The organism is Pseudomonas sp. LS2P72 (assembly GCF_054897865.1).
Genome location: NZ_CM142708.1, coordinates 1,275,462 through 1,301,049 on the forward strand (window position 1 = coordinate 1,275,462; position 25,588 = coordinate 1,301,049).

Annotated in this window: 16 protein-coding genes and 2 pseudogenes; 7 read left to right on the forward strand and 11 right to left on the reverse strand. The window is 55.3% G+C overall.

The features are described from left to right. Positions 1-12: 12 nt before the first annotated feature. Genes ACYZUA_RS05860 through ACYZUA_RS05880 form a run of 5 tightly spaced genes read left to right on the forward strand, consistent with a single transcriptional unit; the run spans position 13 to position 9,365 of the window. Positions 13-1,725 (forward strand): DUF2138 domain-containing protein, encoded by a 1,713-nt coding sequence (locus ACYZUA_RS05860; RefSeq protein WP_461962370.1) that lies wholly within the window; start codon positions 13-15, stop codon positions 1,723-1,725. Positions 1,726-1,757: 32 nt separating this feature from the next. Beyond that, the gene (locus ACYZUA_RS05865; RefSeq protein ID WP_461963888.1) at positions 1,758-2,375 is read left to right on the forward strand and encodes a DUF1175 domain-containing protein; all 618 of its coding nucleotides are present in this window, start codon (positions 1,758-1,760) and stop codon (positions 2,373-2,375) included. Beyond that, positions 2,372-6,937, forward strand: coding sequence for an alpha-2-macroglobulin family protein (locus tag ACYZUA_RS05870; RefSeq protein ID WP_461963890.1), 4,566 nt, complete (start codon positions 2,372-2,374; stop codon positions 6,935-6,937). The genes ACYZUA_RS05865 and ACYZUA_RS05870 overlap by 4 nt, the downstream gene beginning before the upstream one ends. A 1-nt stretch (position 6,938) precedes the next feature. Further along, the gene (locus ACYZUA_RS05875; protein WP_461962371.1) at positions 6,939-8,558 is read left to right on the forward strand and encodes a DUF2300 domain-containing protein; all 1,620 of its coding nucleotides are present in this window, start codon (positions 6,939-6,941) and stop codon (positions 8,556-8,558) included. A 3-nt stretch (positions 8,559-8,561) separates the two neighbouring features. Continuing rightward, entirely contained in the window at positions 8,562-9,365 is an 804-nt protein-coding gene (locus ACYZUA_RS05880; RefSeq protein ID WP_461962372.1) for a YfaP family protein, read from the forward strand. Between the two features lie 63 nt (positions 9,366-9,428). Here ACYZUA_RS05880 and ACYZUA_RS05885 read toward each other — a convergent pair. The 3 genes and pseudogenes from ACYZUA_RS05885 to ACYZUA_RS05895 form a co-directional block, all read right to left on the reverse strand. After that, positions 9,429-10,223: pseudogene (locus ACYZUA_RS05885) on the reverse strand (PDDEXK nuclease domain-containing protein); the annotation flags it as partial. A gap of 275 nt (positions 10,224-10,498) precedes the next feature. Then, the gene (locus tag ACYZUA_RS05890) at positions 10,499-12,370 is read right to left on the reverse strand and encodes a DNA/RNA helicase domain-containing protein (protein WP_461962373.1); all 1,872 of its coding nucleotides are present in this window, start codon (positions 12,368-12,370) and stop codon (positions 10,499-10,501) included. 24 nt (positions 12,371-12,394) lie between these two features. After that, a complete protein-coding gene (locus ACYZUA_RS05895; RefSeq protein WP_461962374.1) occupies positions 12,395-12,778 on the reverse strand; it encodes a nucleotide pyrophosphohydrolase in 384 nt (127 codons plus the stop codon). A gap of 525 nt (positions 12,779-13,303) precedes the next feature. On the opposite strand from ACYZUA_RS05895, the gene ACYZUA_RS05900 reads away from it, so the two are divergent. Both ACYZUA_RS05900 and ACYZUA_RS05905 read left to right on the forward strand, forming a co-directional pair. After that, the gene (locus ACYZUA_RS05900) at positions 13,304-16,387 is read left to right on the forward strand and encodes a DEAD/DEAH box helicase (RefSeq protein WP_461962375.1); all 3,084 of its coding nucleotides are present in this window, start codon (positions 13,304-13,306) and stop codon (positions 16,385-16,387) included. A gap of 98 nt (positions 16,388-16,485) precedes the next feature. Then, on the forward strand, positions 16,486-17,331 hold the full coding sequence (locus tag ACYZUA_RS05905; protein WP_461962376.1) for a hypothetical protein: 846 nt from the start codon (positions 16,486-16,488) through the stop codon (positions 17,329-17,331). Positions 17,332-17,362: 31 nt separating this feature from the next. Here the strand turns inward: ACYZUA_RS05905 and ACYZUA_RS05910 are convergent. From ACYZUA_RS05910 to eutC, 8 genes and pseudogenes are all read right to left on the reverse strand, one after another. Further along, positions 17,363-18,205 (reverse strand): annotated as a pseudogene (locus ACYZUA_RS05910) (integrase domain-containing protein); the annotation flags it as partial. A 992-nt stretch (positions 18,206-19,197) separates the two neighbouring features. Continuing rightward, complete coding sequence (locus ACYZUA_RS05915; RefSeq protein ID WP_461962377.1) at positions 19,198-20,439, reverse strand: tyrosine-type recombinase/integrase; 1,242 nt, start codon at positions 20,437-20,439, stop codon at positions 19,198-19,200. Positions 20,440-20,878: 439 nt separating this feature from the next. Beyond that, positions 20,879-21,631, reverse strand: a complete 753-nt coding sequence (locus ACYZUA_RS05920) for a S24 family peptidase (protein ID WP_283181819.1) — start codon at positions 21,629-21,631, stop codon at positions 20,879-20,881. Positions 21,632-21,853: 222 nt separating this feature from the next. Further along, positions 21,854-22,381, reverse strand: coding sequence for an inorganic diphosphatase (gene ppa, locus ACYZUA_RS05925; protein WP_028620880.1), 528 nt, complete (start codon positions 22,379-22,381; stop codon positions 21,854-21,856). Positions 22,382-22,494: 113 nt separating this feature from the next. Next, positions 22,495-23,307: a M90 family metallopeptidase gene (locus ACYZUA_RS05930; RefSeq protein WP_461962378.1), complete on the reverse strand. Its 813-nt coding sequence runs from the start codon at positions 23,305-23,307 to the stop codon at positions 22,495-22,497. A gap of 6 nt (positions 23,308-23,313) precedes the next feature. After that, the gene (locus ACYZUA_RS05935; protein ID WP_461962379.1) at positions 23,314-23,970 is read right to left on the reverse strand and encodes a DedA family protein; all 657 of its coding nucleotides are present in this window, start codon (positions 23,968-23,970) and stop codon (positions 23,314-23,316) included. 218 nt (positions 23,971-24,188) lie between these two features. Further along, positions 24,189-24,650, reverse strand: coding sequence for a GNAT family N-acetyltransferase (locus ACYZUA_RS05940; protein ID WP_461962380.1), 462 nt, complete (start codon positions 24,648-24,650; stop codon positions 24,189-24,191). A 112-nt stretch (positions 24,651-24,762) separates the two neighbouring features. Continuing rightward, entirely contained in the window at positions 24,763-25,587 is an 825-nt protein-coding gene (gene eutC, locus ACYZUA_RS05945; protein ID WP_461962381.1) for an ethanolamine ammonia-lyase subunit EutC, read from the reverse strand. Position 25,588: the final 1 nt, after the last annotated feature.

Here is a 25,588-nt window from a genome sequence, read left to right on the forward strand (position 1 = left end):
GGCTTTGTGAACATGAGCGATAACACTGTTTCTCCGGCCGCCGAAACGCCTGCAGCCAAAACTCCTCGCCGCTGGCCGACGCTGCTGGTCGGGCTGGTCCTGGTGGCCGGTGTCGCGGCCGGGTTGGGCTGGTTCATGCACAAACCCAAGGCGCCCCCGGCGGCGTTGGTCAGCGACAAACTGGGCATGAGCCGGCCGGACGGTTTGCTCGAAACCCATTCCTTGAGCCAGTTGCCCAAGGACTTGCTGGCAGTGCCGTTCCTCAAGGAAACCCTGACCGAAGATTTCGTCTTCTATTACGAAGCGCATGCGGATCGTCTCGGTTTGATCGGCAGTCTGCGGCGGATCATTTACGAACATGACCTGAAGTTACAGGACAGTTTGATCGAGCAGCTCTTCGATCAGCCGGCGGATGTGGCGCTGTGGCGTGGGGCGGATGGTCGCCTGAAAGACTTTTTGTTGGTGATGGATCGCGGTGGGCTGGCCAAGGTGCTGGAGCCTTTGGCCAAGGTCGCGCTGGATGATTCGCAGCTGACCAAGCTCGGTGACGTGAAAGTCGGCGCTGACGATGTGGCGCTCTATCAACTCAACTACAACGCCAGCAAAGCCCTGGTGTTCGCCTCCCACGGCGACAAACTGGTGGTGCTGTCGAACCCGACCAAACTCTACGATGCGCAAAGCGGCTCATCGGAAGAGCCAGGCAGCGTTTCGACCAAGGCCATCGCCGCGTTGCTCAATGGCGACAAACTGTTCCCCGAAGCCTTCGGCCTGCCACCCCGCGCGCCAGAGGTGAAACAACGTCTCTCGGTCAATTCCAGCGTCCTGGCCATGGGATATCAGCGCTTCATCCCGAACTTCGCTGGCCTGCGTTTCGACATGGACGACAAGGGCTGGCACAGCTTCCTCGCCATGGACGAACTGGACGACCAGCCAGACTTTGATTTCAAACCGATCTGGCAAGCCATGCCCATGGGCGCCAGCGCCTGCGTAGCCTTGCCGCTCGCCGCCGAACAGCAGAAACCGCTGCTGGTAAAACTCGGCGCCGAAGACTCTGTAGCCCAGGCCCTGACCGAACACATGGCCGGTGCCGCCGGCCTGTGCTGGTACGCCGATTCGCGGTTGTACACGCCGTTGCTGGTGGCCAGCCTGAACGATGATGACAGCGCCAAACTCGACGGCGACTTGGGCAATCTGTTCGGCTCGATGGTCGGCGCCTACGAAGGCAACGTCGAAGAGCACGCGTTCCCGGTGGTCGAGAAACAGGAAGGCCCAACCCGCCAATGGCAGCGCCAGGTCAGCTCCAACTTCGGTCCTTACAAGGCCAAGGATGCCGAGCAACCAGACGCGATCACCGGTAAGGCGTTCATGAAAGTCAGCCTGGCACGCCACGGTTCGACGCTGCTGTTCTCCCTCGATGACAAGCTCGTGGACAAGGCCCTCGGTACTCTCGACAAACGCTTCCCGCCGATGGCCGACGTGGTGCCGAAAGACCTGCTGATGCCGGTCTACTTCGGCCCGGATTCGATGGCGCAACTGATGCAACAGGAAACTCTCGACAGCCTGCCGCAGGACATGGAACCGGTGTTCTACAACGCCGCGCAAACCTACCTGATCCCCAAACTGCGCAAGCTCGGCGGCTACGGCAAATATGCGCTGACGTTGCCGGAAGGCAGCGAGCCCGACGGCCACTGGCAATGGCTGCCGCTGGAATGGAAAGCCCTGTGACCGCACTCATTCGAGGCCTCGGCCTGCTGGTGATGTTGCTGGGCACCCGGGCATTTGCCACTGAGGCGCCGCCGCTGGACGTGCAGCAAGCCCAGGTGTTCCGCGCCTGGTTCGTGCGCATCGCCCAGGAACAACTGACCCAAGGCCCGAGCCCGCGCTGGTATCAGCAGGACTGCGCGGGACTGGTACGTTTCGCCGCCAACGAAGCGCTGAAAGTCCACGACGACAAATGGCTGCGCAGCAATGGCCTGTCCAACCGTTACCTGCCGCCAGAGCTGCAACTGAGCGAGGCCCAACGCGGCCTCGCCCAGCAATGGCAGCAGGGCGGCGGCAAGGTCGGGCCATACGTCAACGCGATCAAACTGATTCAGTTCAACAGCCATCTGGTTGGCCGCGACGTGGCGCAAGCCCGGCCTGGCGACCTGATGTTTTTCGATCAGGGTGACGACCAGCACCTGATGATCTGGATGGGCCGCTACATCGTCTATCACACCGGCTCAACCACTTCCCCCCCACCCCCCCCGACTGACAACGGCATGCGCTCCGCAAGCCTGCAGCAACTCATGACATGGAAGGACACCCGATGGATACCCGACGCAGCCAACCCCAACTTCATCGGCGTCTATCGACTGAACTTTCTCTCCCAATGATCGGTGCCCGCATGTTGCGTTTTCTGCCTCTGCTGTTGGTCTTGGTGCTGCCTTTTTCGGCGGTCAACGCCGAAGATACCGTCGAGCCAAGCGGCTATACGCCGGTGGCCGGTGAAAGCTTTTTCCTGCTGGCCGACAGCAGTTTTGCCAGCGATGAACAGGCGATGGTTCGCCTCGAAGCGCCGGGTCGCGACTACCGTCGGTTCCGCATGGAACCTTACGGCGGCGCCGACATTCGCGTGTACCGCATCGACAAACCGCTGGATTTCCTCAAGCGCCAGAAGAACCTGCACCGCGTGGTCAGCGATGGCCAGTTCAAGGGCGAAGGCCTGTCGAACACCCTCGCGTACCTGTGGAACAACTGGTACCGCAAATCCCGTCGGGTGATGCAGCGAGCGTTCTCCTACGAATCGCGCAAGCAAGTCACCGAAGAAGTGCCGGAACTGAAGATGGGCGCCGCGATGGCCGCGCCAACGCCTTACGACGCTCAGCCGCAATTCGCGCTGATTCCGGGCTTGCCGGTGGTTAGCCAATTCCGTTATCCGCTGTGGCAAGCCAAACCGATCCAGCCGCCGGAAGGCGTGAACCTGGCCGGTTCTTCCAGCGAGTTCGTCAGTGTCTCGCCGGGCAACGTTTACATTCCGCTGGGCAACCTGAAACCGGGCCTGTACCTGGTGGAAGCGCTGATCGGCAAGTACCGTGCGACCACCATGGTCTTCGTCTCCAACACCGTGGCCGTGAGCAAGATTGCCGGTGATGAATTGCTGGTGTGGGCCGCGCGCAAACACCAAGGCAGTTCGGTGCCGAAGGTCAATGTGCTGTGGACCGATGGCCTCGGCGTGATGAGCAGTGGCGCCACCGATACCGATGGATTGCTGCGTCTGAAGCACGTCAGCCCCGAGCGTTCGTTCGTGATTGGCGAGGACGAAGAGGGCGGAGTGTTTGTCTCCGAAAACTTCTATTACGACAGCGAAATCTACGACACCAAACTCTATGCCTTCACCGACCGGCCGCTGTATCGACCGGGGGATTGGGTGTCGCTGAAAATCGTCGGTCGTGAGTTCAAGAATGCCCGCGACTCGGTGTTGCCGACGGCAGCTGACGTGAATGTCACCGTGCTCGATGCCACCGGCACGGCGCTGCAATCGCTGGCGCTGAAACTCGACTCCAAAGCGGGCACTCAAGGTCGTTTCCAGTTGCCGGACAACGCGGTCGCGGGCGGTTATGAGCTGCGTTTCAGCTACAAGGATCAGGCCTACAGCAGCGCCTTCCGCGTCGCCGAATACATCAAGCCGCACTTCGAAATTTCCCTGAACCTGGCCAAGCAGGATTACCGCACCGGCGAACCGGTGAAGGGCAGCCTCGTGCTGCTGTACCCGGACGGCAAACCGGTGGCCAACGCCAAGTTGAGCCTGAGCCTGCGCGCCCAACAACTGTCGATGGTCGACAACGAACTGCAATACCTCGGGCAATTCCCGGTTGAGTTGACCAGCACTGAACTGACCACCGATTCCAAGGGCAACGCGACGCTGGATCTGCCGGCTGCCGAGAAGCCGAGTCGCTACATGCTCACCGTGTTCGCCAGCGACGGCGCGGCGTATCGGGTCAAGACCACCAAGGAAATCCTCATTGACCGTGGCGCGGCGAGTTTCAGCCTGCGAGCGCCGCAGCGTTTTAGCGCGGTGGGCGACAAGGTTGCGTTCAGTTACTTGAATGAAGGCGGCAGCGAGCAAAGCAAAGCGGTCACGCCGAGCAGCTACAGTTGGGTGCGCCTGGAAGACCAGAGCACCGGCGAAGGCAAACTCGCCGCGAAAGACAAAGGTTTCACCTTGGCCTTCGACCGTCCGGGGACTTACAACCTGACGCTGAAGGATGACCATGGCCGCGTGGTGGGTGCCACCGGGCATTCGGTCACGGGCGACGGCGTCAAAGCCGTGCCGGGCACCGTGGAAATCGTCCTCGATAAACCCGAGTACAAGGCCGGCGACGAAGCCCTCGCATTGATCACGTTCCCTGAGCCGATCATCGATGCACTGCTGTCGCTGGAGCGCGACAAGGTCGAGGCCACAGCGCTGCTGTCCAAGGGCGGCGACTGGCTGAAAATGGAAAAACTCAGCGAAACCCAATACCGCGCGCGGATCCCGGTGAAGGACAGTTTTGCGCCGAACCTGACGTTCTCAGTGCTTTACACCAAGGGCGGTCAATACAGTTTCCAGAACGCCGGCATCAAGGTGATCGCGCCGCAAATCGACGTGGCGATTGCCACGGACAAAGAGTCGTATCAGCCGGGCGATACCGTGTCGGTGGACTTGACCACGCAGTTCGCTGGCAAGCCGATCCCGGCACACCTGACGGTCAGCGTGGTCGACGAAATGGTTTACGCGCTGCAACCGGAAGTCGCGCCGACCATCGACCAGTTTTTCTACCACCCGCGCCGCAACAACGTGCGCACCAGCGCCAGTCTGTCGTTCATCAGCTACGACGTGGCATTGCCGGGCAGCCCTGGCGCGCCGGGTAAAGCCAACCGTAGCGAGCGAGGCGTGAAAGTGCTGGAGCGGCCGCGTCGTGAAGACGTCGACACTGCCGCGTGGCAACCGGAATTGATCACCGACGCCAACGGCAAAACCCGTTTCACCTTCAAGATGCCGGACTCGCTGACCCGCTGGCGCATCACCGCCCGGGCCATCGCTGATGACGGTCAGGTCGGACAGAAAAAGCAATTCGTACGCTCGGAAAAACCGCTGTACCTGAAGTGGGGCGGGCCTACCAAGTTCCGCGCTGGCGACAAACCTGATCTGGGTGTGTTTGCTTTCAGCCAGGCCGAGAAACCGGTCAAGGCTGAGCTGGTGATTCATTTCGGCGGTACCGAACAACGCGTCCCCGTGACGCTGAATAACGGCATCAACTACATCGCGCTGCCAGCGTTCGCGCTGGCCAGTGGCGAGTGGACGGCTGAGCTGGTGCAGGACGGTGAAACGGCTGATGCATTGGCTGTGCGGCTGACCGCTACCGGCGAAGGTTGGCAGGTAACCCAGAGCCAAAGCCTGGACGTGGCCAGCGGTGATACGCCGCTGACCCTGCCGGCGGATGCCAGCGATATTCGCCTGCGACTGGATGACAGCCCGCAAGCGCTGTTCCGCTCGGCACTCGACGATCTGTTGAGTTATCCGTACGGCGGCGTCGAACAAACGGCCAGTCGTTTGCTGCCGCTGAGCATTGCGTATCCGACCTTGTCGTCGAACCCACAGATTCGCGATCGCTTGCGCCTGATCATGCAGAACAGCCGTCTGCGCCTGGTGCAAATGGCTGGTCCATCGGCAAGCTTCACCTGGTGGGGCATGGACGGTGAACCGGATGCGTTCCTCACCGCTTACGCCTATTACGCCGACTGGTACGCCAGCAAAGCGTTGGAACTGAGCCTGCCGCCGGAGCATTGGCAGCGGGTGCTGGAGGTCTATTCGAAGCAGGCCAAAAACACGCCGCTGTTGCAACGGGCGCTGATCCTGTCGTTTGCCAAACAGATGCAATTGCCGGTGAACACCTTGCTCAGCGGTTTGATGGATGATCTGGCGAAAGCGGGTGAGGGCAATGCGGCGAACCTGATGGACGATGGCGAAGACAGCATCGTCATGAGCGATCCGGATTCGGCGCTGGGTCTGGCGGCCGCTCGTGCGCTGACGGCCTCGTTGGCTAAGCAATCGAAGGTGACTCTGCCGGACGCATTCAATCGTCAATTGCCAGATGCGCAACAACGATTGGCGGTCAGTTCGCAGCCGTTTGCCGAAGTCTTGAACCTGTCGCTGCAAGCCTTCGATCAGGCTCACGCGCAAGCGTTGTTGCAACGATTGTTGCCACAGCAATCGACTCTGGAACGCGCATTGGCGCTGACCTGGTTGCAACGCAGCATCGAGCAGGCTTCGCCCACTATTGCACTGGCACCGGGTGAAGGCTGGAAGAAAAAATACGGTGATACCGGGGAGACTTATTGGACGTGGCAGGGGGCTGCGCCAGTGCCTGCGGTGTTGTCGCTGACCGGTGCGCAAGAGCGTCCGCTTCGCGCCGCGCTGAGTTATCAGACCAAGCAACCGGCAATCGATCCGATGGCCGTGACCATCACCCGTCGCCTGTCGCGTCTGGTGCCGGGCGACGAAGCCTTCACCTTCAAACTGGAAGCGGTCGGCACCAAGCCGTTGTCCAGCGACAGCCTGTATCTGGACGAAGTGATCATCACCAGCAAAGCCGCCAAACCGCTGCGCTACGGCATGCTCGAAGTGCCGCTGCCACCCGGTGCCGATGTCGAGCGCACCACGTGGGGCATCAAACTCATGGGCAAGGCCGGCACCGAACCGTCCGCGTTGGAGAAAGCGCGTTTCGAGCCGGGGCAGATGGCCTACGCCATTCCGGTCGATGCCTTGAGTGGTGAATTGCGTCTGCGTCATTTGGTGCGCTTCTCGCAGAAAGGTCAGTTCAACCTGCCGCCGGTGCGTTTCACTCAGGTCTACGCGCCACAGCATCAGGCTCAGGAACAGAAACCGGCCCTCGGCCAGGTCACGGTCAACTGACATGACCCGACCTCTGGTCTGGTGGCTGCTGTGCTTGATCCCTGCGCTGGCGACAGCGCAGGAGGAGCCGCTGCGACTGGGCTTTAAAGGTGAGTTGCTGTCGCTGAGCCAGGCTCAGGTGATCGCGCGCGAGCCGTTGCCTGCTGATCTGCAGACTCCGCTGGGCAGTGTGTGGAAGTTATTTGTGTACGGCTGGCTGGTGGATACCAACGCCCATGAGCCGACTTACGAATGTCGCGGTCAGTCGAAAGATGAAGTTTATTGCTGCACGGCGGGCGGCAAGATTGAGCGCGATCAAGCATTGGTGAAGTCGTGCGGTTTGTATTTTGAACCGCAGCGGCTGGGCATTGCTGGCGCTGACTGGCGCTCGTATTGGCAGGCGCGGCAGGCACCGGAGTGGTTGCTGGATTTGGCTTCGTTACAGCCTTCCACGCGAGTTTCAGTCACTGAGTTGCTGCGAATGTTGGCCGTGATGCCGGCGCAGGATCAAGCGCGGCGGGTGTTGCTGGATGTGGTGTTGAATGCGGCTGACGGAAATGTCGTGGGCGAACTCGGTGGCCGGTTGCGGGTGAAAACCTGGAGCTGGTTGGGGGATCAGGACCCTTCGTCGCGTCAGGGCGGGTTTGCTGGGTGGACGGCGGACGGTACGCCGGTTTGGGCTGGTGGGCGTGGGACCAGTCAAATGGTCTTGCGTCACTACGGTGGGGCGTTGGCTTCGGTGTTGCCGGTGAATTGGCCTTTGAATGCGGGACGCTGTGTCGAGGTGGGGCTGTTTTCACGCTATCCCATCGGGCGCGTTCTGGCGGGGGATCGCGTCGTTGCGTCCGGTCCTTTGCAGGGCGATTACCGCGTCGAATTCACCAACGGCAACCAACTCGATATCCACAGCGACGGCGAACTGTTTTTGGTCAAAGACAAACTGATCGCCCGTCTGGACCGCGAAGAATACGTCGCCCGCGTCCTCCAGCGCGAAGCCAGACCCGAACCCGCCGAAGCCGCCAAAGCTCTGGCCGTCGCGATCCGCACGTACCTGCTGCAAAACGCTACCCGCAATGGCGACTGCTTGAGCATCGACGACAGCAGCAGCCGGCAACGCGTCGCCCCACGTCCAGCCACCGCCGAATCACGCCACATCGCCGCCTGGACCAGCGACCTGGTCCTCGCCGGCAGCACCGTCACCTACCACTCCGACCAGCCCGGCCCGGACAAGCTCTCCTGGCAGCAAGCCGTCGAACAAGCCAACGCTGGCCAACGCTACGACGCCATCCTGCTCCACGCCTACCCGCGCGCCAGCCTCAGCCGCTGGGACAATCCAGTCGCTTCCTGCGAAGCGCTCCCCGCCGCGCAAGACTGGCTGCTGAACCAACGCCGCGGCTGGCGTCCGCGGTTGGAAAGCGAGGTTGGCTACAACGAAGTCAGCACCTTCGCCGTCTGCCGCCTGGCCTTCGGCCGCCCCTATGTCGACCGCGAACGCCAGCGCATTTACGTGCGCGGCGTGTTGTCGCTGCAAGACCGCCTCGACCTGACCCACGAATACCTGCACCTGGCCTTCGAAGCACACCCCAATGGCCAGGATGAAACCTACATCGAAGGGCTCGCCCGCCACCTCTTGCTGGAATAGGCCATGAAACTCCGTTATCCACAGGTCTTCCTGTTCCTCTGCTCCTTTTGCGTATGGCCGACGACGTTCGCCGCCGAACTCGACACTCCCGTTGGCGGCTGGCGCACCGGTGCGCCTGAAGGTGAAGGCGAAAGCTTTCGCCAGATCGTTAACTACCCGGCCTCGTCGGTGAACACCCCGGTCGGCCAAGCCAATACCGCCCGCATCACCGGGCAAATCAAAGCCACGCCCAAATCCGGTGACCCCGGCCGGTTGATCGTCAACGGCGTCAGCATGCCGCTGAAGATAGATCCCACTGGCCGATTTGATCGTCCGTTCTCGTTCCCCAATGGCAGCAACAGCGTCGAAGTCCGCAGCCCCGATGGCCAGCAACGGCATCGCACGCAATTCCTGAGCGCCAGCGGCGGCGCGACTCCGGCGAAGTTGCGGGTGCTACTGGCTTGGGACAGTGACGGCACGGACCTCGACTTGCACCTCATCACCCCCGACGGCGCCCACATCTGGTACGGCGACCGCGTTGTTCCCAATGGGGCTGCGCTCGATGTTGACGTGACGACGGGCTACGGCCCGGAAATCTTCGCCATGCCTGCGCCGATCAAAGGCCAATACCTCGTTTATGTGAACTACTTCGGGGGCGGGTATCGCAGCGATGATGAGGGGCAGGAGGAGGCGGTTCAGCCGTTGACGACGGCGCAGGTGACGGTGATTACGGAAGAAGGGACGCCGAACGAGAAGATGGAGACTTTTCTGGTGCCGATGCGGGCGGTGGGGGAGTTGACGTTGGTTAAGGGGTTTAGTTATCCGTGAGGGTGAAATAAAGCGACCGCAGCGTTTTTACGTAGCTGCAGTCCCCGATCCTTGGTTGTCCGATTATTGCGATTCGTCCTCCATGAAGGCGTCATCACTGGCCAGCTCGCGCTCTATCTGTTCGATGCTGGGCAGGCTGGTTTGAAGCTCTGCCGGCAAGGATTCCACCAACTCGTACTCGGCCACGCCGATAGGGCGGGCGTTATCTCGCAGCGCATATTCGGCCACTACCTTGTTCTTGCTCTTGCATAGTAGAAGGCCGATGGTCGGGCCGTCCTGCGGATGTTTGAGTTGCGCATCCACTGCAGTGAGGTAAAAACTCAGTTGCCCCAAATGCTCAGGTTTGAACTTGCCAGCCTTGAGTTCGATCACCACGTAGCAGCGTAGCTTGAGGTGATAAAACAGCAGATCGATGAAGAACTCGTCACCGCCTACATCCAACAGTACTTGCTGGCCGACGAAAGCAAAGCCTGCGCCCAGTTCCAGTAAGAAGTCGGTGACATGCTTAACCAGAGCGTTCTCGATCTCGCGCTCCTGAGCATCAAGGGTCAAGCCGAGGAAGTCGAAACGGTAGGGATCTTTCAGTGATTCGCGGGCAAGGTCGGATTGCGGTTTGGGCAACTGGCTATCGAAGTTGCTGACGGCCTTGCCGCTGCGTTCCAGCAGACGGGTCTCGATCTGCATTACCAAGATGTTGCGCGACCAGTTGTGCTCGATGGCCTGGGCGGCATACCAGCGGCGGTTTTCAGGACTGGACAATTTGTCCAGAAGCGCTATCTGGTGATACCACGGCAATTGTGCAAGCACCTCTTGCACAAATTCCGCGTCCGGCCACGCGCCAGCAAAAGCGCGAAAGTAATTGCGGCGCTGGCCCGACAACCTCTCATTCAGAGTTTCAAAAGACAGGCATGCTTTCTTCCAGACATTAAAAAGCCGGCTTGTGGTTAGCTTTTAATCGATCTATATGTTTGAAAAACAATAAGTTAGATAGTTTGAAAAGCGCTCTGATCCCCCATTTGTTCCCCCACTTTTTTGTGGTTCTTGCACGGCATTTGACCGGCTTATTTTGTGGTTCAGCCTACGGTTTTTTCGTGAGGCTGAACCCGAATAGTGACATCAAACCCGCGGGGCCATCAGTCGTTGCTGTACCCGGCAAGTCGACTCTCAAAGTATTGCGCGGTCTCCTGATCGGTACAGTATAGGTAGCAGCCCTTCATCCCACGAGTCATCAATGTTCGATACGTGTTTTTGATGATCAGGTCTGTCTCCTGCTGCGCCAGAGCAGGTTGCTCCTTCATCAACCTCTTCCAGCCACGAATCGATTTGTCGTGCTTGTCTCGCTCATGCGGCGACGTCACCACCTGCCCATCACGCACGACTAGATCCGGTCCGATGATCACTCCAATATAATCAACTTCCAGCCCTTGGCAGGTGTGGATGCAACCGACCTGTTCAATGGAATTTTCAGCGATGATCCACAAGCTGCCATCCTGATCCAGATTCCATTGGCGTGCGTAGTCATTGCCGATAACGATGTCAGCGGCCTTGGAGTCTTTCTTGCTGAGCCAAGACCAGCAGTAACCCGCGACAACGCGAGCCTTGTTTCCGTAGTTTTTCTGCTCGATAGCCGCATGCATCGCCTGAGGAGAGTCGAACACCTTGAACTCATACTCGCTGGTATCGAGCAGCGGGTTGGCTGTCGCGTGAATCCCCAATACGTCATCCAACCACGCCAGGTAGCCATCAGAACCACTGCAGCGGAACTGGGAAGACAGTATGTATTCCTCCACGGTTGCGCCTTTGGCTTTGGCAAAGGCGCGGATAGCCTGCTTGTTACCAATGTCGTTCAAGGTCACGCGCTGGTCTTCGTCGATGAAGAAAATCGAGCATTTTGCTGATTCGATCAGCTCATTGATCTGGTTTTCACCCAGGTTTCCGTAAAGCCCGCTTTTCTCATTGAGCCTGTGGGCTTCGTCAACGATGAGTGCGTCATACGTATTGGGCTCGGTATCGATGAAGGCTCCCGAACCGGAAAAAAAGTTGGAGAAATGGCTACGTTTGACGGTGCCAACCAACTTGCTCTCGTACACCTTGCGCGGCGCAGCATTTTTTGAGACGTACTTGCTCAACAGCTTCAAGGCGGTGAGCCTCACCAGCAAGTTGATCGCTAATACTGTTTTTCCGGTACCCGGACCGCCTTCGATGATCAGCACCTTCGGCGCTTCAACAGAGGCCTCACTTGCCGCAGCGAGCGCCGACTCGAAGATTGACTTTTGATCATCAATCAATACGAACTCAGGCTTGCCTTTCATTAGCCCGCTCAGCGCCTCCGCCAGTGCTTTGGACGGGCGAATCTTCCCGTTGGCGAGTTCGTAAAGAACCTCCTTGTTGTCGCCATGAATGATGTGTTTCTTGAGGAAACTTCGCAGCTTTGCAAGCTCTTCGGGGCCCTTGAGGAACAAGGGGGCTTTGCTGGTATAGGCTTCGTAGTGAGCAGAGTCGATGACGCCATCACTGACATAGTTATGGAGGTAGGCACAGGGGCGTACTTCGATGCTTTTGTCGTAGACGGCTTCGTTGAAGCCCTCCAGCAGCGCGGCGTACGACCAGACCTGGTAGGACGGATGAATGGTTTCCACAAGACCTCCACCCAGCGTCGTTTTGACAATCGCATCCTTGGTGGTTGCGCTGGCCTTGCTCCATTGCTTCAGTTCGATCAATACCGCATTTTTAGCCTGATTCTCATCGCGGCCTGTCAGCAAAAAGTCGATTCGTTTCGATGACTGAGGGATGTGCAGCTCAATCGCCAGGCCGGCGCTATTGGGTAGGCCGTCGTCTCGAAGCACCTTGGCCATATAAGTCAGTGAACCCTGCCAGGATCTAATCTCCGAAGCTCCTACCTTCTTGCCGGTGGCTTCTTTGAAGTGCCTGAGGATCACATCTTCAATATCGTCGTTATCGCTGTCTTTGAGGAATTGCTGTTTGGTCGCAGCGTAAACGATCACGAGTGGTCCTTAGAGCCCAATGGGTCAGAGTTGGTCGTACTTTTTGCTGGTGCTTTTAGCTTTGTCGACAGGGTATTTCTGCCCGTTCAGGGTGAGCTTGCTTGTCACGGCTTCGTTGAGGTCGACGCCCAGCACACTGGCCAAGCGGACCAAGTACATAAGCACGTCAGCCAGTTCGTCCTTCACAGCTTGAGCGGTTTCGGGACGCTTTGCTGCACCCGTTGAATCGGCCTCGCTCATCCATTGGAAAATTTCGCAGAGTTCACCTACCTCGCCTGTGAGTGCCATGAGGAGGTTCTTGGGTGAGTGAAATTGCTGCCAGTCGCGATCATCCGCAAAGCGTTGCAGCGATGCTTCAAGATTTTTCACGTCGACCAACTGCTCGGGTGTTCCATCTACCTTGCTCACAGACTCGCCTCTTGGTGCCAGCAGTTAAGGTGACCGAACAGCTGGTTCAGAAATCCAGGTCGAGATTGTAAGAGCTTTCCTTTTTTGTGGCAGATTTTTCGCTGATTTTCCTCGACTCGTTCGTTTGCTACGAGGATCTTGCTTGAAGTGACTAACGGCGACGGGCCGCAGTCGACCGGTGCGGTTGATTGCGGCCCGAGCAGTCTGGCTCTCGCCACAGTGAGTTTGAAGAGCGCCCGTGTTCAACACTGCTACGTGAAATCTGAGCCAGTTTTTCTTTACGTCAAGATCAAGTAAATATTTCAAATTCAGACGGGTATTTTTTTGCCGCCGAAACTATCAACGACTGTTTTCAACAGAGCTCACGCCACTCAGAGCAGAGCACGAATAAGATGCGCAGTTTATAAGTGGCTGCTCTCATTGAGGGTGGCATTATGCTATCCTTGGCATGCTTAGAAAATTAATTTCATAAAAGCAGAAATCTGCCTTTGTAAAAAATAAGTTTTAACGTACAGGGAGGTATATGTGAGCATTAAAATTTGTGGCTTTCCACTGAATGCGGAATTGTGGAGCGGATTGAGGGAATGTCAAAAGCGAAGTGTCGAGACAGCTCTCACCTATATTAAGAGGCCGGTGGAGACGCTAGGCTCAAAATCTTGCCTAATCAGCTTGCCAACCGGAGCCGGAAAGTCTGGTGTAATAGCTGTAGTGGCACATACATCACCGCAGCCTAGAGTATTGGTTTTATGTCATCGCAGAGCTGTATGCGACCAGTTGATAAAAGAAATTAGTGGGGGGTTTTTTGAAGCACTAGTTCCTGGTTATGAAGGAGCTAAGAAAGAGGTTTACGAAGATGTCAATGATACAAGCGCTCCTGGAGTTTACGTATCAACTTTTCAAAAGCTCGTAAGTTTTACGCCCGAGCAGCTTGCCAGGCTTAAGAAAGAAATTGACTTGATTATAGTGGATGAAGGTCACTCCGAACCCTCTCCAATCTGGAAAGGTCTAGTTCGTGATGCTGGAGCACATAAGATTGTAATTACAGCTACTCCGTATCGAAATGATTTGTTCCAGTTTGACGTTGATGATAGCTCCAGCTACATCTATACATTTGAAGAGGCGCTGGAACAAAAGATATTGATGGAACCCGTCTTCTGCTTGGCAGAAGGTGACGAGTTAATTAAAAGCATAACGATGTTCTTACAAGACTATCCTAGTGCGAAATGCATAGTAAAGTGTAAAGAGTTCGGGGATATCGAATACTATTACAAACTTTTGAATGAAAAGTTCTCCATTCTAGCGGTGCATGAACAGTATGTTCGCGACCCAAGGCAGAATGTAAAGGTTGATGTGCCTGCAAATCTTCGCGACTCTGAATATCAAGTAATAATACATCAGCGTAAACTCGATGAAGGGGTTGATATTCCTCAGGCAAAGCTGCTGATTCTCACCTATGCAGTAAATTCAGGGCGTGAACTAGTACAAACAGTTGGGCGAATCGTAAGACTTTATCAAGATATTAATCCGATAGTGATTGAATGTAATGTAAACGCTAACGAAAGGATGTGGGTTAACTATAGGTACTTTGATAAGTCACTAAGCACCCCCGCGGCGGCACGTAAATTTATATCTTCTTTAGATGTAAATAAGCTGATTGAGATATATCTTGATTCGTTTCCTGATGCTAGTTATTACGGTAATAGGTTTCTAAAAAAATTTGATATAAATGCTTTCAATCCTGAAAGCTCATTGATAATACCAACCGCATCTATCTGCTTTCTTAATACTCTCGATAATTTTGATATTCAAGCTGCGACCGACCTTCTGTACTGGCGAAGCAACCAAGCGGGGGAGTTAGCTAAGCACTTTGAGGTTGCAGGAGGTATAAATGTAATTATTTCAATAGCCTTTAATAGATCTAGGTTTTTAAAGGATGAGTTTTTCTTTGAGCCGTCGTTCGAGGTTACTCTCCTGAAGAAGCTTCAACCAAGCGTCGTTGCTATCTATGACAGTAGAGGGCGCAGATTTAACTATGATGCGGAAATGTGCATAGGAAGCCCCATAGGACAAGATAAATTATTAAATGTAATGGCTCTAGGGGCTTCGGCCGTAACTAAGGAAGCAAGTAGTAGGTCGGTTGGTACGACCAATAAACGGCCAGAAAGCGTTTCGATGAAAGGCCGTAATCTTGAAAATATAGCTGATCTTCAGCGAAATTCCTCCTATCGTGTCGCGACATTGAAATGTGACAATCTTGATCATTTAGGCGCAAAACAGAGCAGCTATTATATAGGCATCGATTCTGGAAGAATATCCGATCAAAAAGATGGTCAATATATGTTGGATGAGCTAGATCAATGGCTACAAAATATGGAGGCGACCATTTCTGCCGATAAAATTATAAGTAGTAATCTCTTGCATTCATTTGCGAAGCCTATTCCTGTTGATCTTAACCTGAAAATTGAAAGTGTAATTTTTGATTTTAGCGATTTGCCTCAGCCCGTACACATCCTCATCGAGGGGCACAAAGCTGTTATAGATAATAGTTTTGTGTACCTAGAAAATAGCGGTGGAGTGATTTTAGATCCAGCTTTTCCAAAGCTGAAAATAAATATTTCACTTTGCGATCAAAGTCCATTCGTGATCTTTGAATCAGATAGCAATTTTTTGTGCGATGTATACGGAGACGGCCAGCAATATGTAGACCTTTTCCCATTTCTCTTTGAACACTTGCACAAAATTCTTCTAGAGGATGGGGTTAGTTATTCCCAAGGGAAATTCTACGAACTAAAACTTCCAGTTGAAGGTGATTTTCGAATTGCGAGCTCAAGTCTTGAAAATATAGTCATTGGGTTGCCAGAGTTACTCAGTCCGTTGCTCGATGAGAAAGGTTATGTGGAACTCAATAAGGATGAGAAAAAAGTTATTCAAGTAGTCAATGAAGAATTTAATGAGGGTTCTTTGTTTCATTTGCTTGATAAGCTAAAAGACAATTCACAACCCAATCCAACTCGATCCCAGCTTGGCCCTTTTCATAAATATATTCCGGATGTCGATCTTGTTTTTTGTACGGATATGGATACCGAGCCAGCAGATTTTATACTTTCATCGGTAAGTAAACTTATTTACGTTCACGTTAAGTGCGGCAGCGCCAAAGTAAAGCCTCACTCCTCAGCCGGTGCATTAGCAGAGGTGGGAGGGCAGGCTATCAAGAACATTGAAATGCTGATAACTCGTAATAAAAACCTCAAAGCTGCTAACTGGAATATTTTGGCATCAAGTTGGCCGACGCGAAACGCTCCACAGCAAATGACGGAACGGATTAGGCTTCTACGTGGTGCGCGCTTTTCAGCTCCTAATCAGGAAGCTCGTGAGCGAGCAGTTGAGCAGGCTTGGGAAATTGTGGCTCAACGGCGCAGATCAAGTCGTGTGCAAAAAGAAGTTTGGATAGTTTCCGCAAATAGCTTTTCGGCTACCCATTTTGAGATCCAGTTGAATAAAGGTCACAATGGTAGTCAGGAATCGCTCCAAGCCTATCAGCTAATCCAGAGTTGGATATCCACAGCAAATAGTAATGATGTTGATTTAAAGATTTTTGTTTCTGTATAGTTCTTTGTGAAAGGCGATATTGAATTAATTTAGTGTCGTGGGTGCTTTAGGGCCTGATCAATGGGTGAGAGTTGCGCAGTAAGAGGGGCTTCAGTGAAGTGGTTGTTTTGCTGATGAAGAGTTTCTTAGAGAATAAAGTTTTCAATTTGGCTTTGGAGTCAGAAATGTCATTTCCCGCAAAAGTTTACAGAGTGTTGATTGGTTCTCCATCCGATGTTGCTGAAGAGCGTAAAGCCATTCCATTGGCACTAAATGAGTGGAATGTTAAAAACTCATTTGATAAGAAAACAGTGTTTTTACCTACCAAATGGGAGACGGATACTGTTCCAATTATGGGGGGGCGTCCTCAGGAACTTATAAATAAACAAATAGTCATAGGGTCAGATATCCTTATCGCGATATTTGGCTTAAGGCTAGGTAGCCCGACTGGAGAGGCCAGGAGTGGCACGGTCGAAGAAATTCAGACTTTTATGCAAATGGGCAAACCTGTCATTGTTTATTTTTCAAACAAGCCTATGACTCCGAATGAATACAAAAAAAATGCAAAGCAGTTCGAAGAGCTTTGCGAGTTCAAAGAGGAGTGTATGAGAAACGGACTAATTGGTGATTATGCATCCGTTGATGAGCTTAATGCGAAAATTAAAGATCACTTGTCTCTCATTATTGGGCAATTTGAGGAGAGCGATATTCCACCGCCGCGTACTAATGCAGGTTCAAATGTTGTCGAGCTACCTAAGGTAACACCGACTTCGGTCGGCGATTTCACCGTTGCTCCAGTAATTATCGATTATAGTGAAAAAGCAATTTTGGTAAAAGGAAATACAACCTCTTATAAGGATAAGTTCGTCGAGCTTGGTGGTAAATGGAATGGTTCGTTAAAGGGCTGGATATTTCCAAAGAAGCGAATAGATAGTGTTAAGGCTGTCCTTGGGATGACTAAATAATTTTTAGTGTAATGTTAAGTATTTGTGCTGTGGCGGCGTGACCAGTCAGCTGCTCGTAACGCTCGCAGGCGTAGGCCGCCCACAGTTCATGAAAGCCTTTCAGTCCTTGGTCATGCAGTATTCCTCGGGCGGGGAGCACGGTCTGTTGCAGGACCGCAGCATAGCTTTCGTCTCGGGCCAGCAAGTTGCGGCTGCCGGTCGGCGACGCATTACGAGCAAACATCAACGCCCCTTCACCTCTTCATTTGCCACGACCCATCAGCGGCGCTGAAGCCCCTGAGCGGCCGCCTTTGGTGCCGTCTTGGATGTTGATGATGCCTAAGTGTTTGGCTTCGCGTAGTAATCGTGGCAGGTCAGCCAGGATCGCGTCGCGCGGGTGAATTCTGGTTGCTCGGGTCAACAGGACAATCGCGGCCACCCAGTCGTTTGTTGTTTGACAAGTCCCTCCACCACTCGCCGCACCAGTTGGCGGTCTTGGCCATCCAGCGCGCGGGTGCGTACCGTCGAGCGCTGCAGTCCTAACGCCTGGCTCGGACTAGCGATCCTGACGTACTGATCATCACGCAGCACAGCAAGGGTGCGGTTGACGCTGCTCAGGCGGTTCTGCGCAGAGGCGATGGCCAGCTCACCTTGTTCAATTTGTTGGCGCAGATGTAGTCCAGCAAGGTCTGCTGATCAATTTGTCGCGCATCGTTAAACCCTGGTCCATCCTCCGACCGACACCAGCGCACAAACGCCTGCCGGCGATCACTGTGCGCTTTGACCGTGCCGTAATGGCCGCCGCCAAACATGTCCCGCAACGCTTGTGGCCGGAATAACTCAATTGCCGGCCGTAGCCAAAGTTGCGCCCATCCCGTTTACCTACCAGTGCCATGATCGAACTGCTCGCGAAACCAAACCGTTGAAGCCTTTCCTCACGTCATCCCGCCACGAATGTTGAGTGTTATCAGGGATCAAGGCCCCTGCGACCTGTGAGGGTTGTCCACTAACGCGGGACTGGCGGCTCTTTACGACCGGGAGCTTGGGCATCTCATGATCTGGCCTCCTGAGCACTTCCGAGGAAGTGGGCGGGTGGAGGCTGCACTGGCTGACGAGAACAGCGCCGCGAGATCCTGAGTCAGGTGAAGGCAGTGAAGCGATGACCGAGGCATGCCTGACTGTCAGTCAGGTGCAGTCCATTCCGTGAGCTGCGGCACCATCATCTGCATCGCTGTTGCTGGTGACTTCGGTGTTTGTCACGCCGATTGTCACGAGGGAGAATGCCGCAAAGCCCTGTACGAGGTGGGCTGCAGCAGCGGTAGGAGCGCCCGTCTCTTTCCTGAAGAAAGAGACGGGCGCAGGTTGGCGCAATGAAACGGCCAAGCGGATAGGTTGCTGCAGGGCAGCTATGAAAGGGAATGAGTTGCCGCAGTGGGCACGCTGGTAAAAGTAGGCATCCATCACATCGCTGTGACCGTGCGAGCCGCCGGACGCTAATCGCACTTTGGGAGAGCCACCACGGTGTGGCGTAGCCTTAAAGGTTCTGGCTACCTGGGGTGCTGTCAACGACAGCGCTTTGCCCGATCTTTTCTACGCCTGTGGATAATTCGGGTCAAGGCTCGAATTTTCGAGAATTCTACGGCTGCGGATGAAATTATCCACCGGTGGAAATCCGTGGTTTTTCACAGACAGATGCGTGGGCTTTAGATTTTTTAAGTGAGGTCCCTTTAAGCAGGGAGGCTACGCATCCCTGCTTAAAGGGACCCGGCTTTTAAAATCGGTAACCAGAGACCTTGTGGTCTTACACCGATGTTGGTTGCGCCGTAGTTACGGGATTGTCGCCTTGATGCATACGCCCGAGGGGCCGACCCAGCGATCGGTCCCTCATCATTCCCCCGATGTTTCGCATTGAGCCTCATCCGGGTGTTCAGGTCTGGATGTAGCGTATATGGCCCACGCGTTCATCAGCTCCCGCCGCTTATCAAAAAAATCTGATCGAGAGTACGCGCTTTCCGTTTCCCCGCGCTCGTCATGGGCCAGCGCGAGTTCGCAGATATCTCTCGGGAAAGGCGTCTTTTCACCTGCCCAGTCTCGGAAGGTTGAACGGAAACCGTGACGAGTGATGTGCTCATAACCCAGTGTATGTAGCAGATTGCGAATGCCATTAGCGTGCATCACGCCGCTTCGGCCGTGGCCGGGGAAAACGTAGGGACTTCTGGTGTTGATTTTCGGAAGGCCCTTCAAAAGTGAAACCACCTCTGGGGCCAGGGGGATCGCGAACGCTTGCCGGGTTTTCATGCGCTCATCAGGCAGAGACCATCGACCGGACTCCAAGTCAAACTCATCCCAGCGTGCGAATCGGACCATATGCGAGCGAGCGCCGGTTAGAATCAGTAACTGAGCCGCGACAGAAACGTGGCTGGGGTCCTTTAGTAAGGCTTCCATGAGCTTCGGCAGGTCCTGCCATTTCAGCGCAGGATGATGCTGGCGTTTGCGAGCTTTCTTCTTCTCATGCCGGCTGAGCAGGTTTTCCAGATGGCCGCGCCAGCGTGCCGGATTCTCTCCAGTCCTGAGACCTCGAGCTCTGGCGGCATCCAGGATCTGTTCGATTTGCCCACGTACTTCGTCAGCCGTCCGAGTTTTGGTTGACCAGAGTGGCTGCAGGGCCTTGATCAGATGTTTGGTATCGATTTGGTCAGCTGACAGCTTCCCTATTGTAGGGAAAGCATAGAGCTCGAGTTTTCTCAACCAGCCCTTGCGCCATTTCTCCGACCAGCTCGATCCATGGGCATCTCGGTAGTCGGTTGCCAATTTCTCGAAGGTAATCAGCTGCGCCAGTTCCCGGCGTGTGGCTTCCCGCTGAGCGGCTTGTTCAGCCTGTCGTTTCGCGAGTGGATCAGTGCCGTTGAGGATATGGACTTTATTTTCATAGGCGGTTGCGCGGGCTTTTTTCAGGTCGAGTTGAGGGTAGCTCCCCAGACCCATCTCCCTGCGTTTGCCATTCAATTGAAAACGGAGTACCCAGGTTTTTCGTCCTGAAGGTTTCACCAAAAGACGAAGCCCATCACCGTCTTCGTACGTCCCAGCCTCAACCAAATTTTTGACTTGATTGGCGGTCAGTTTGCCCATTTTTTCGCCCTCTGTTCCCCCACTTGTTCCCCCACTTACGCGTGGAACGCCTCGGATCAAAACGGAAGTCACAGGAACGAAAATAGGCTGAAACCCTTGATCTAGCAAGGCTCTCGCGGTTTTCAGTAGATGAGAGTGGCTTTCAAAAAGACATTAAAAAGCCGGCTTGTGGCCGGCTTCTCGGGGACTGGCTTGGTTCATTTTTGGTAAACCGCGCCAGCCTTCAAAACGTACACCCGGATCTTGCGTCCGGCTGTGGGACTCGGCGAGAAAATCATCTGCCTTGTCGGTGCGATCTGACGCCGCGAGGCGGGTCGATGCGCAAATGTGGGGCGCAGCATACTGATTTTTTGGGGGAATTCCCAGCATGGTGTGCGACCTAGAGCGATTGCGGCCCGAGCCGAATGCAGGCTTCGCCAGCTGCTACAACGTTATGTGTTTACAGAAAAGGTATGGGTGGCCTGCGTTTATTCAGGGTCGACCACCAGAACACCCATCCCAGAACCCTTATGTTTTGTTCTTCGATTTGCGGAGGTCTGAAGACTTCATCCGGGTATTCGGAGCTGTTGTGGCTGCGCATGCGTATCGCGTTGCCTGGTACCCGACTCAGGTATTTGATGCGCAACATGCCGTCGTGCTCGATTGCATAAATCTCTCCGTCGACAATTTGCGTGAACCCGCGATCGATGGCGACGATGGAACCATCTTCAATTTTTTCGGCCATGCTGTTGCCAACCATGCGGGCGCAGATGGCATCGGCGTGGTTGATTTCCAGGGAGTCAAGATCGCTGCGCCGCAGGCGGATCGATTCGCTGGGGTCTTTGATGACATGGGTTTTGTCGGAGCCGGGGGCAGTGGCCGCTTCTTTATAAAAGGGTAGTTCGATGTCGACTGGGTCGATGACCTGATAGGTGCCTCGGATTGACTGGGCGTCGAAGGTGTTGCCGGACGCGTCGACCAGATGCAATGCCCTGGCGTCTTGCGGTCCTTCGCCGGTTTTCAGCCATTCTGTGTTCACGGACAGTCTTCTGGCGACATCTTCCATGCGGTAGTCAGGAACTCCGCGGGTGTACCAGTTATGGACAGTTTGAGGGTCTGAAATACTCAGGAATTCGGCAAATCTCGTCGTCGTGATTTGTAGCTCTTTCAGGAGCATTCTGAATCGTGGTCCGCAGGTTTTGTTCTTTTTCATAAACACGAGTCTAGCCGTGCGGCATAAGGCTTTGATTCAACAAAACGTTCAAATCTGGCGTGAAATTTAAGTCCTGATGTAAGACGTCTTTTGTAAAAATTAAACAAGCAAAAACCGGTTTCCCGCCCGTTAAATGTGCTGTTGAATGTGATTTTCAAACGCCCACAAAAAACCCCGGATCAACCGGGGTTCTTCGTTATAGCCGTTCGTGAGAGACGACTATCAGCCTTTATAGGCAGCAACCGACTTCATGATCTCGGTGCGAGCGGCTTCTGCGTCGCCCCAACCTTCGATCTTCACCCATTTGCCTTTTTCGAGGTCTTTGTAGTTCTCGAAGAAGTGCTTGATCTGTTCCAGCAGCAGAGGTGGCAGATCGGTGTATTCCTTCACATCGACGTACAGCTGGGACAGCTTGTCGTGTGGGACTGCGATGACTTTGGCATCGCCGCCGCCGTCGTCGGTCATGTGCAGGATGCCGACCGGACGGGCGCGGATGACCGAACCTGGAGCAACCGGGTAAGGGGTCACGACCAGCACGTCGAGGGGGTCACCGTCGTCAGCCAGGGTGTTCGGGATGAAACCGTAGTTGGCCGGGTAGAACATCGGGGTGGCCATGAAACGGTCAACGAACAGGCAATCGCTGTCTTTGTCGATTTCGTATTTGATCGGCGCGTGGTTGGCCGGAATCTCGATCGCGACGTAGATGTCGTTCGGCAGGTCTTTGCCAGCCGGAATCTTGCTGTAGCTCATTGGGCGGTGCCCCCGTTAGTTGACCAAAAACACTTGGCCGGATTGACCAAAAAGTGGCGGCGATTATAGGCATATTCCTTCGTCGACGCCATGTACCAGAGGTCGTAGAGACCTTAGTCGTGTGCCTGATAGACCGGGTTCTCGGCCAGAAGTTGCCGCAGCCGGGTTAGCGGGTCCTGGCGGTAAAACAGCTTCAGCTGCTCATACACCAGAGGATACGCCTCGTGCAGCAAATCCGGGGCGCTGAAGAAGTATTCGCTGGTGACCGCGAAAAATTCGGCCGGGTTTTCCGCAGCGTACGGGTCGATGGCGGTTTCTGCATCCGGATTGCGGTCCAGTTGCCGGTCGAGGTCGTCGTAGGCCTCTTGCATGACCTTGGCCCAGTCGCTGACCCGCATGTCGGCGTGCAGCGGCGGCAGGCCGTTGGCGTCGCCGTTGAGCATGTCGAGTTTATGCGCGAGTTCATGGATCACCAGGTTGTAGCCTTCCCAGCCACCACTGGCCATCACGCCGGGCCATGCGAGGATGATCGGGCCCTGCTGCCAGGCTTCGCCGCTGTGTTCGCCGTCCCATTCGTGCTCGACGCCGCTGGCATCGCGATGGCGTTGGGGGCTGAGGAAGTCGTCGGGGTAAAGGACGATTTCGTGGAAACCCTGGTACCAGTTCAGATCGCCCAGGTGCAGCAGCGGCAATTGCGCCTGGGCGGCAAGCAGCAGGCGTTGCTCCTGATGAAGTTCGACGCCGGGCAGGGCGGTCAGGTGTTTGTCTTCAAGGAATAGCACGCTGGCTTCGCGCAGCCACTGGTCTTCAGCGGCGCTGAGGCCATCGAGAAAACTCAGGTGATGGCGCACCCGCTGCCACATGTCGTCGGCAATCGGGTGTTTGGCCAAGGTGCGTCGTCGACGCCAGGCGCTAAGGGACCACATGATGAATCAGCGCGATTGAGTTTTGGACGCGGCGTTGCCGAAGCGGCTGCGGATGATGCCGATGATCATCGGTACCAACGACAGCAGGATGATGCCCACGACCAGCAGCGACAGGTTTTGCTTGATGAACGGTACGTTGCCGAAGAAGAAACCGAGGGTCACCAGGCCACCCACCCACAGAATAGTGCCGAGGACGCTGAAGGCGAAGAAACGCGGGTAAGGCATTTTGGCGACGCCAGCGACGAACGGTGCAAAGGTGCGGATGATGGGCAGGAAGCGCGCCAGGGTTACCGTTTTGCCGCCGTGTTTGTCGTAGAAGTCGTGGGTTTGCTGCAGGTAGTCGCGGCGGAAGATTTTCGAGTTGGGGTTGCTGAACAAACGCTCCCCCGCCGTTCGTCCGATCACATAGTTGGTGCTGTCGCCAAGGATCGCCGCGAGCATCAGCAGGCCGCCCAGCAGCACCGGGTCCATGCCGCCGCCGGCCGCAACGGCACCCGCGATGAATAACAGCGAATCGCCCGGCAGGAACGGCATGACCACCAGACCGGTTTCGCAGAAGATTACCAGGAACAGAATGGCGTAAATCCATGGCCCGTAGTTGGTTACCAGCAAATCGAGGTAAACATCGAGATGCAGGATAAGGTCGAGCGGGTTGAAATCCATGGAGAGCACCTGAGGTGACGGCCCGACTCGGCAGGCCTGTGCGGATGACTTCGCGAAAGGCTACAGACGGGTGTAGTTTTTCTTACAAGCCGGAAAGGTCGGCATTATACGGGCTGATAGGTGAAAAGCGCGTTGAGTTTGTAGCGGGGGATTACGGAGCGTAGTGAGAGAAGATCGCAGCCTTTGGCCGTACCCCATGGGGCTGCGATCTTTTCGGCTTATAGCTCGTCGCTGATCGGCAATACGTAGTTCTTGAACTCGGTGTCTTCCTTGAACCCGATGGATTCGTAGGTTTTCTGCGCGACTTCGTTGTTGCTGCTGGTGGAAACGCGCATGCGTACAGCGTTGGTTTCCTTGGCCATTTTCTTCGCGGTGCGGATGAGGTTGTCGGCCACCAACTGGCGGCGGGCCTCTTCGGCGACGTAGATGTCGTTGAGGATCCACACGCGCTTCAGCGACAGGGACGAAAAGCTGGGATACAACTGACAAAAACCCATCAGTTTGTTGCTGTCGTCATCGGCCAGGGCCAGGTAGATCACCGACTCCTTGCGGCGCAGGCGTTTTTCAAGGAACGCCCGGGACGAGTCCGGATAAGGCAGGGACCCATAAAACTCGCGATATTTGACGAACAACGGGGTCAACAGGTCCAGGTGGTCGAGGGTCGCTTGAATAATCCGCATGGTAGGTCTCGTCTTCAAGTGGCTGTCTTGCGTGGTGACGGCGACGGGAAACCCTGGCGGCCGTGCATCGATCCTGCCTGAAACTGAATCAGAAACGCAATGCGGAATCGGTTCAGGTATTCGATGAACTCAGTAGGAAATTACCTTTCATGCCTGGTCCAGCGTCCGACTCCAGTGTCAGAACCTGAGCCTCGTCCTTCAGATTGACCCCTGACAACTGCCGCCGACAGGCTTCGCGCATCAAATACAGCAAACGGTGTGCCGCCATGCCGTAACTCAGGCCTTCGAGCCGTACATTCGAGATGCAGTTGCGATAGGCATCCGTCAGCCCGACCTTTGGATTGTAGGTGAAATACAGCCCCAGGCTGTCCGGGGAGCTGAGGCCAGGGCGCTCGCCGATCAGGATCACCACCATTTTTGCACCCAGCAGTTCACCGATTTCGTCGGCTACAGCGACCCGGCCCTGTTCCACCAGAATGACCGGTGAGACGGACCAGCCGTCGCTCACAATCTGATCTTCCATCCGCGCCAGAAACGGCAGGGTATGGCGATGAACGGCCAGCGCCGACAACCCGTCGGCAACGACAATTGCCAGATCGACAGCGCCAGGATTGGCCAATGCGTAATCGCGCAGTGTCTGCGCCGACTCATTACTCAGCTTTCGCCCCAAATCGGGGCGTTGCAAATAACTGTTCCGGTCCGTAGCGGCGCTGTGTAGCAGCAGGCTGGCACGCCCGCGTTCAGCCAGTTGTGAGCTGAGTCCCACATGGTCGAACGGCAAGTGCACCGCATCCCGCGCCTGGGCGTGGGCGTACTGGAAATCCAGTTGCGCGCTGGTCGGCATGCTGGTGCCGGTTCTTCCCAAGGCAATCCGCGCAGGCGTCAGGCGACGCAGTTCCAGCAACGGGTTCTGTGGGTCAACGGGTGGTTTATCCATA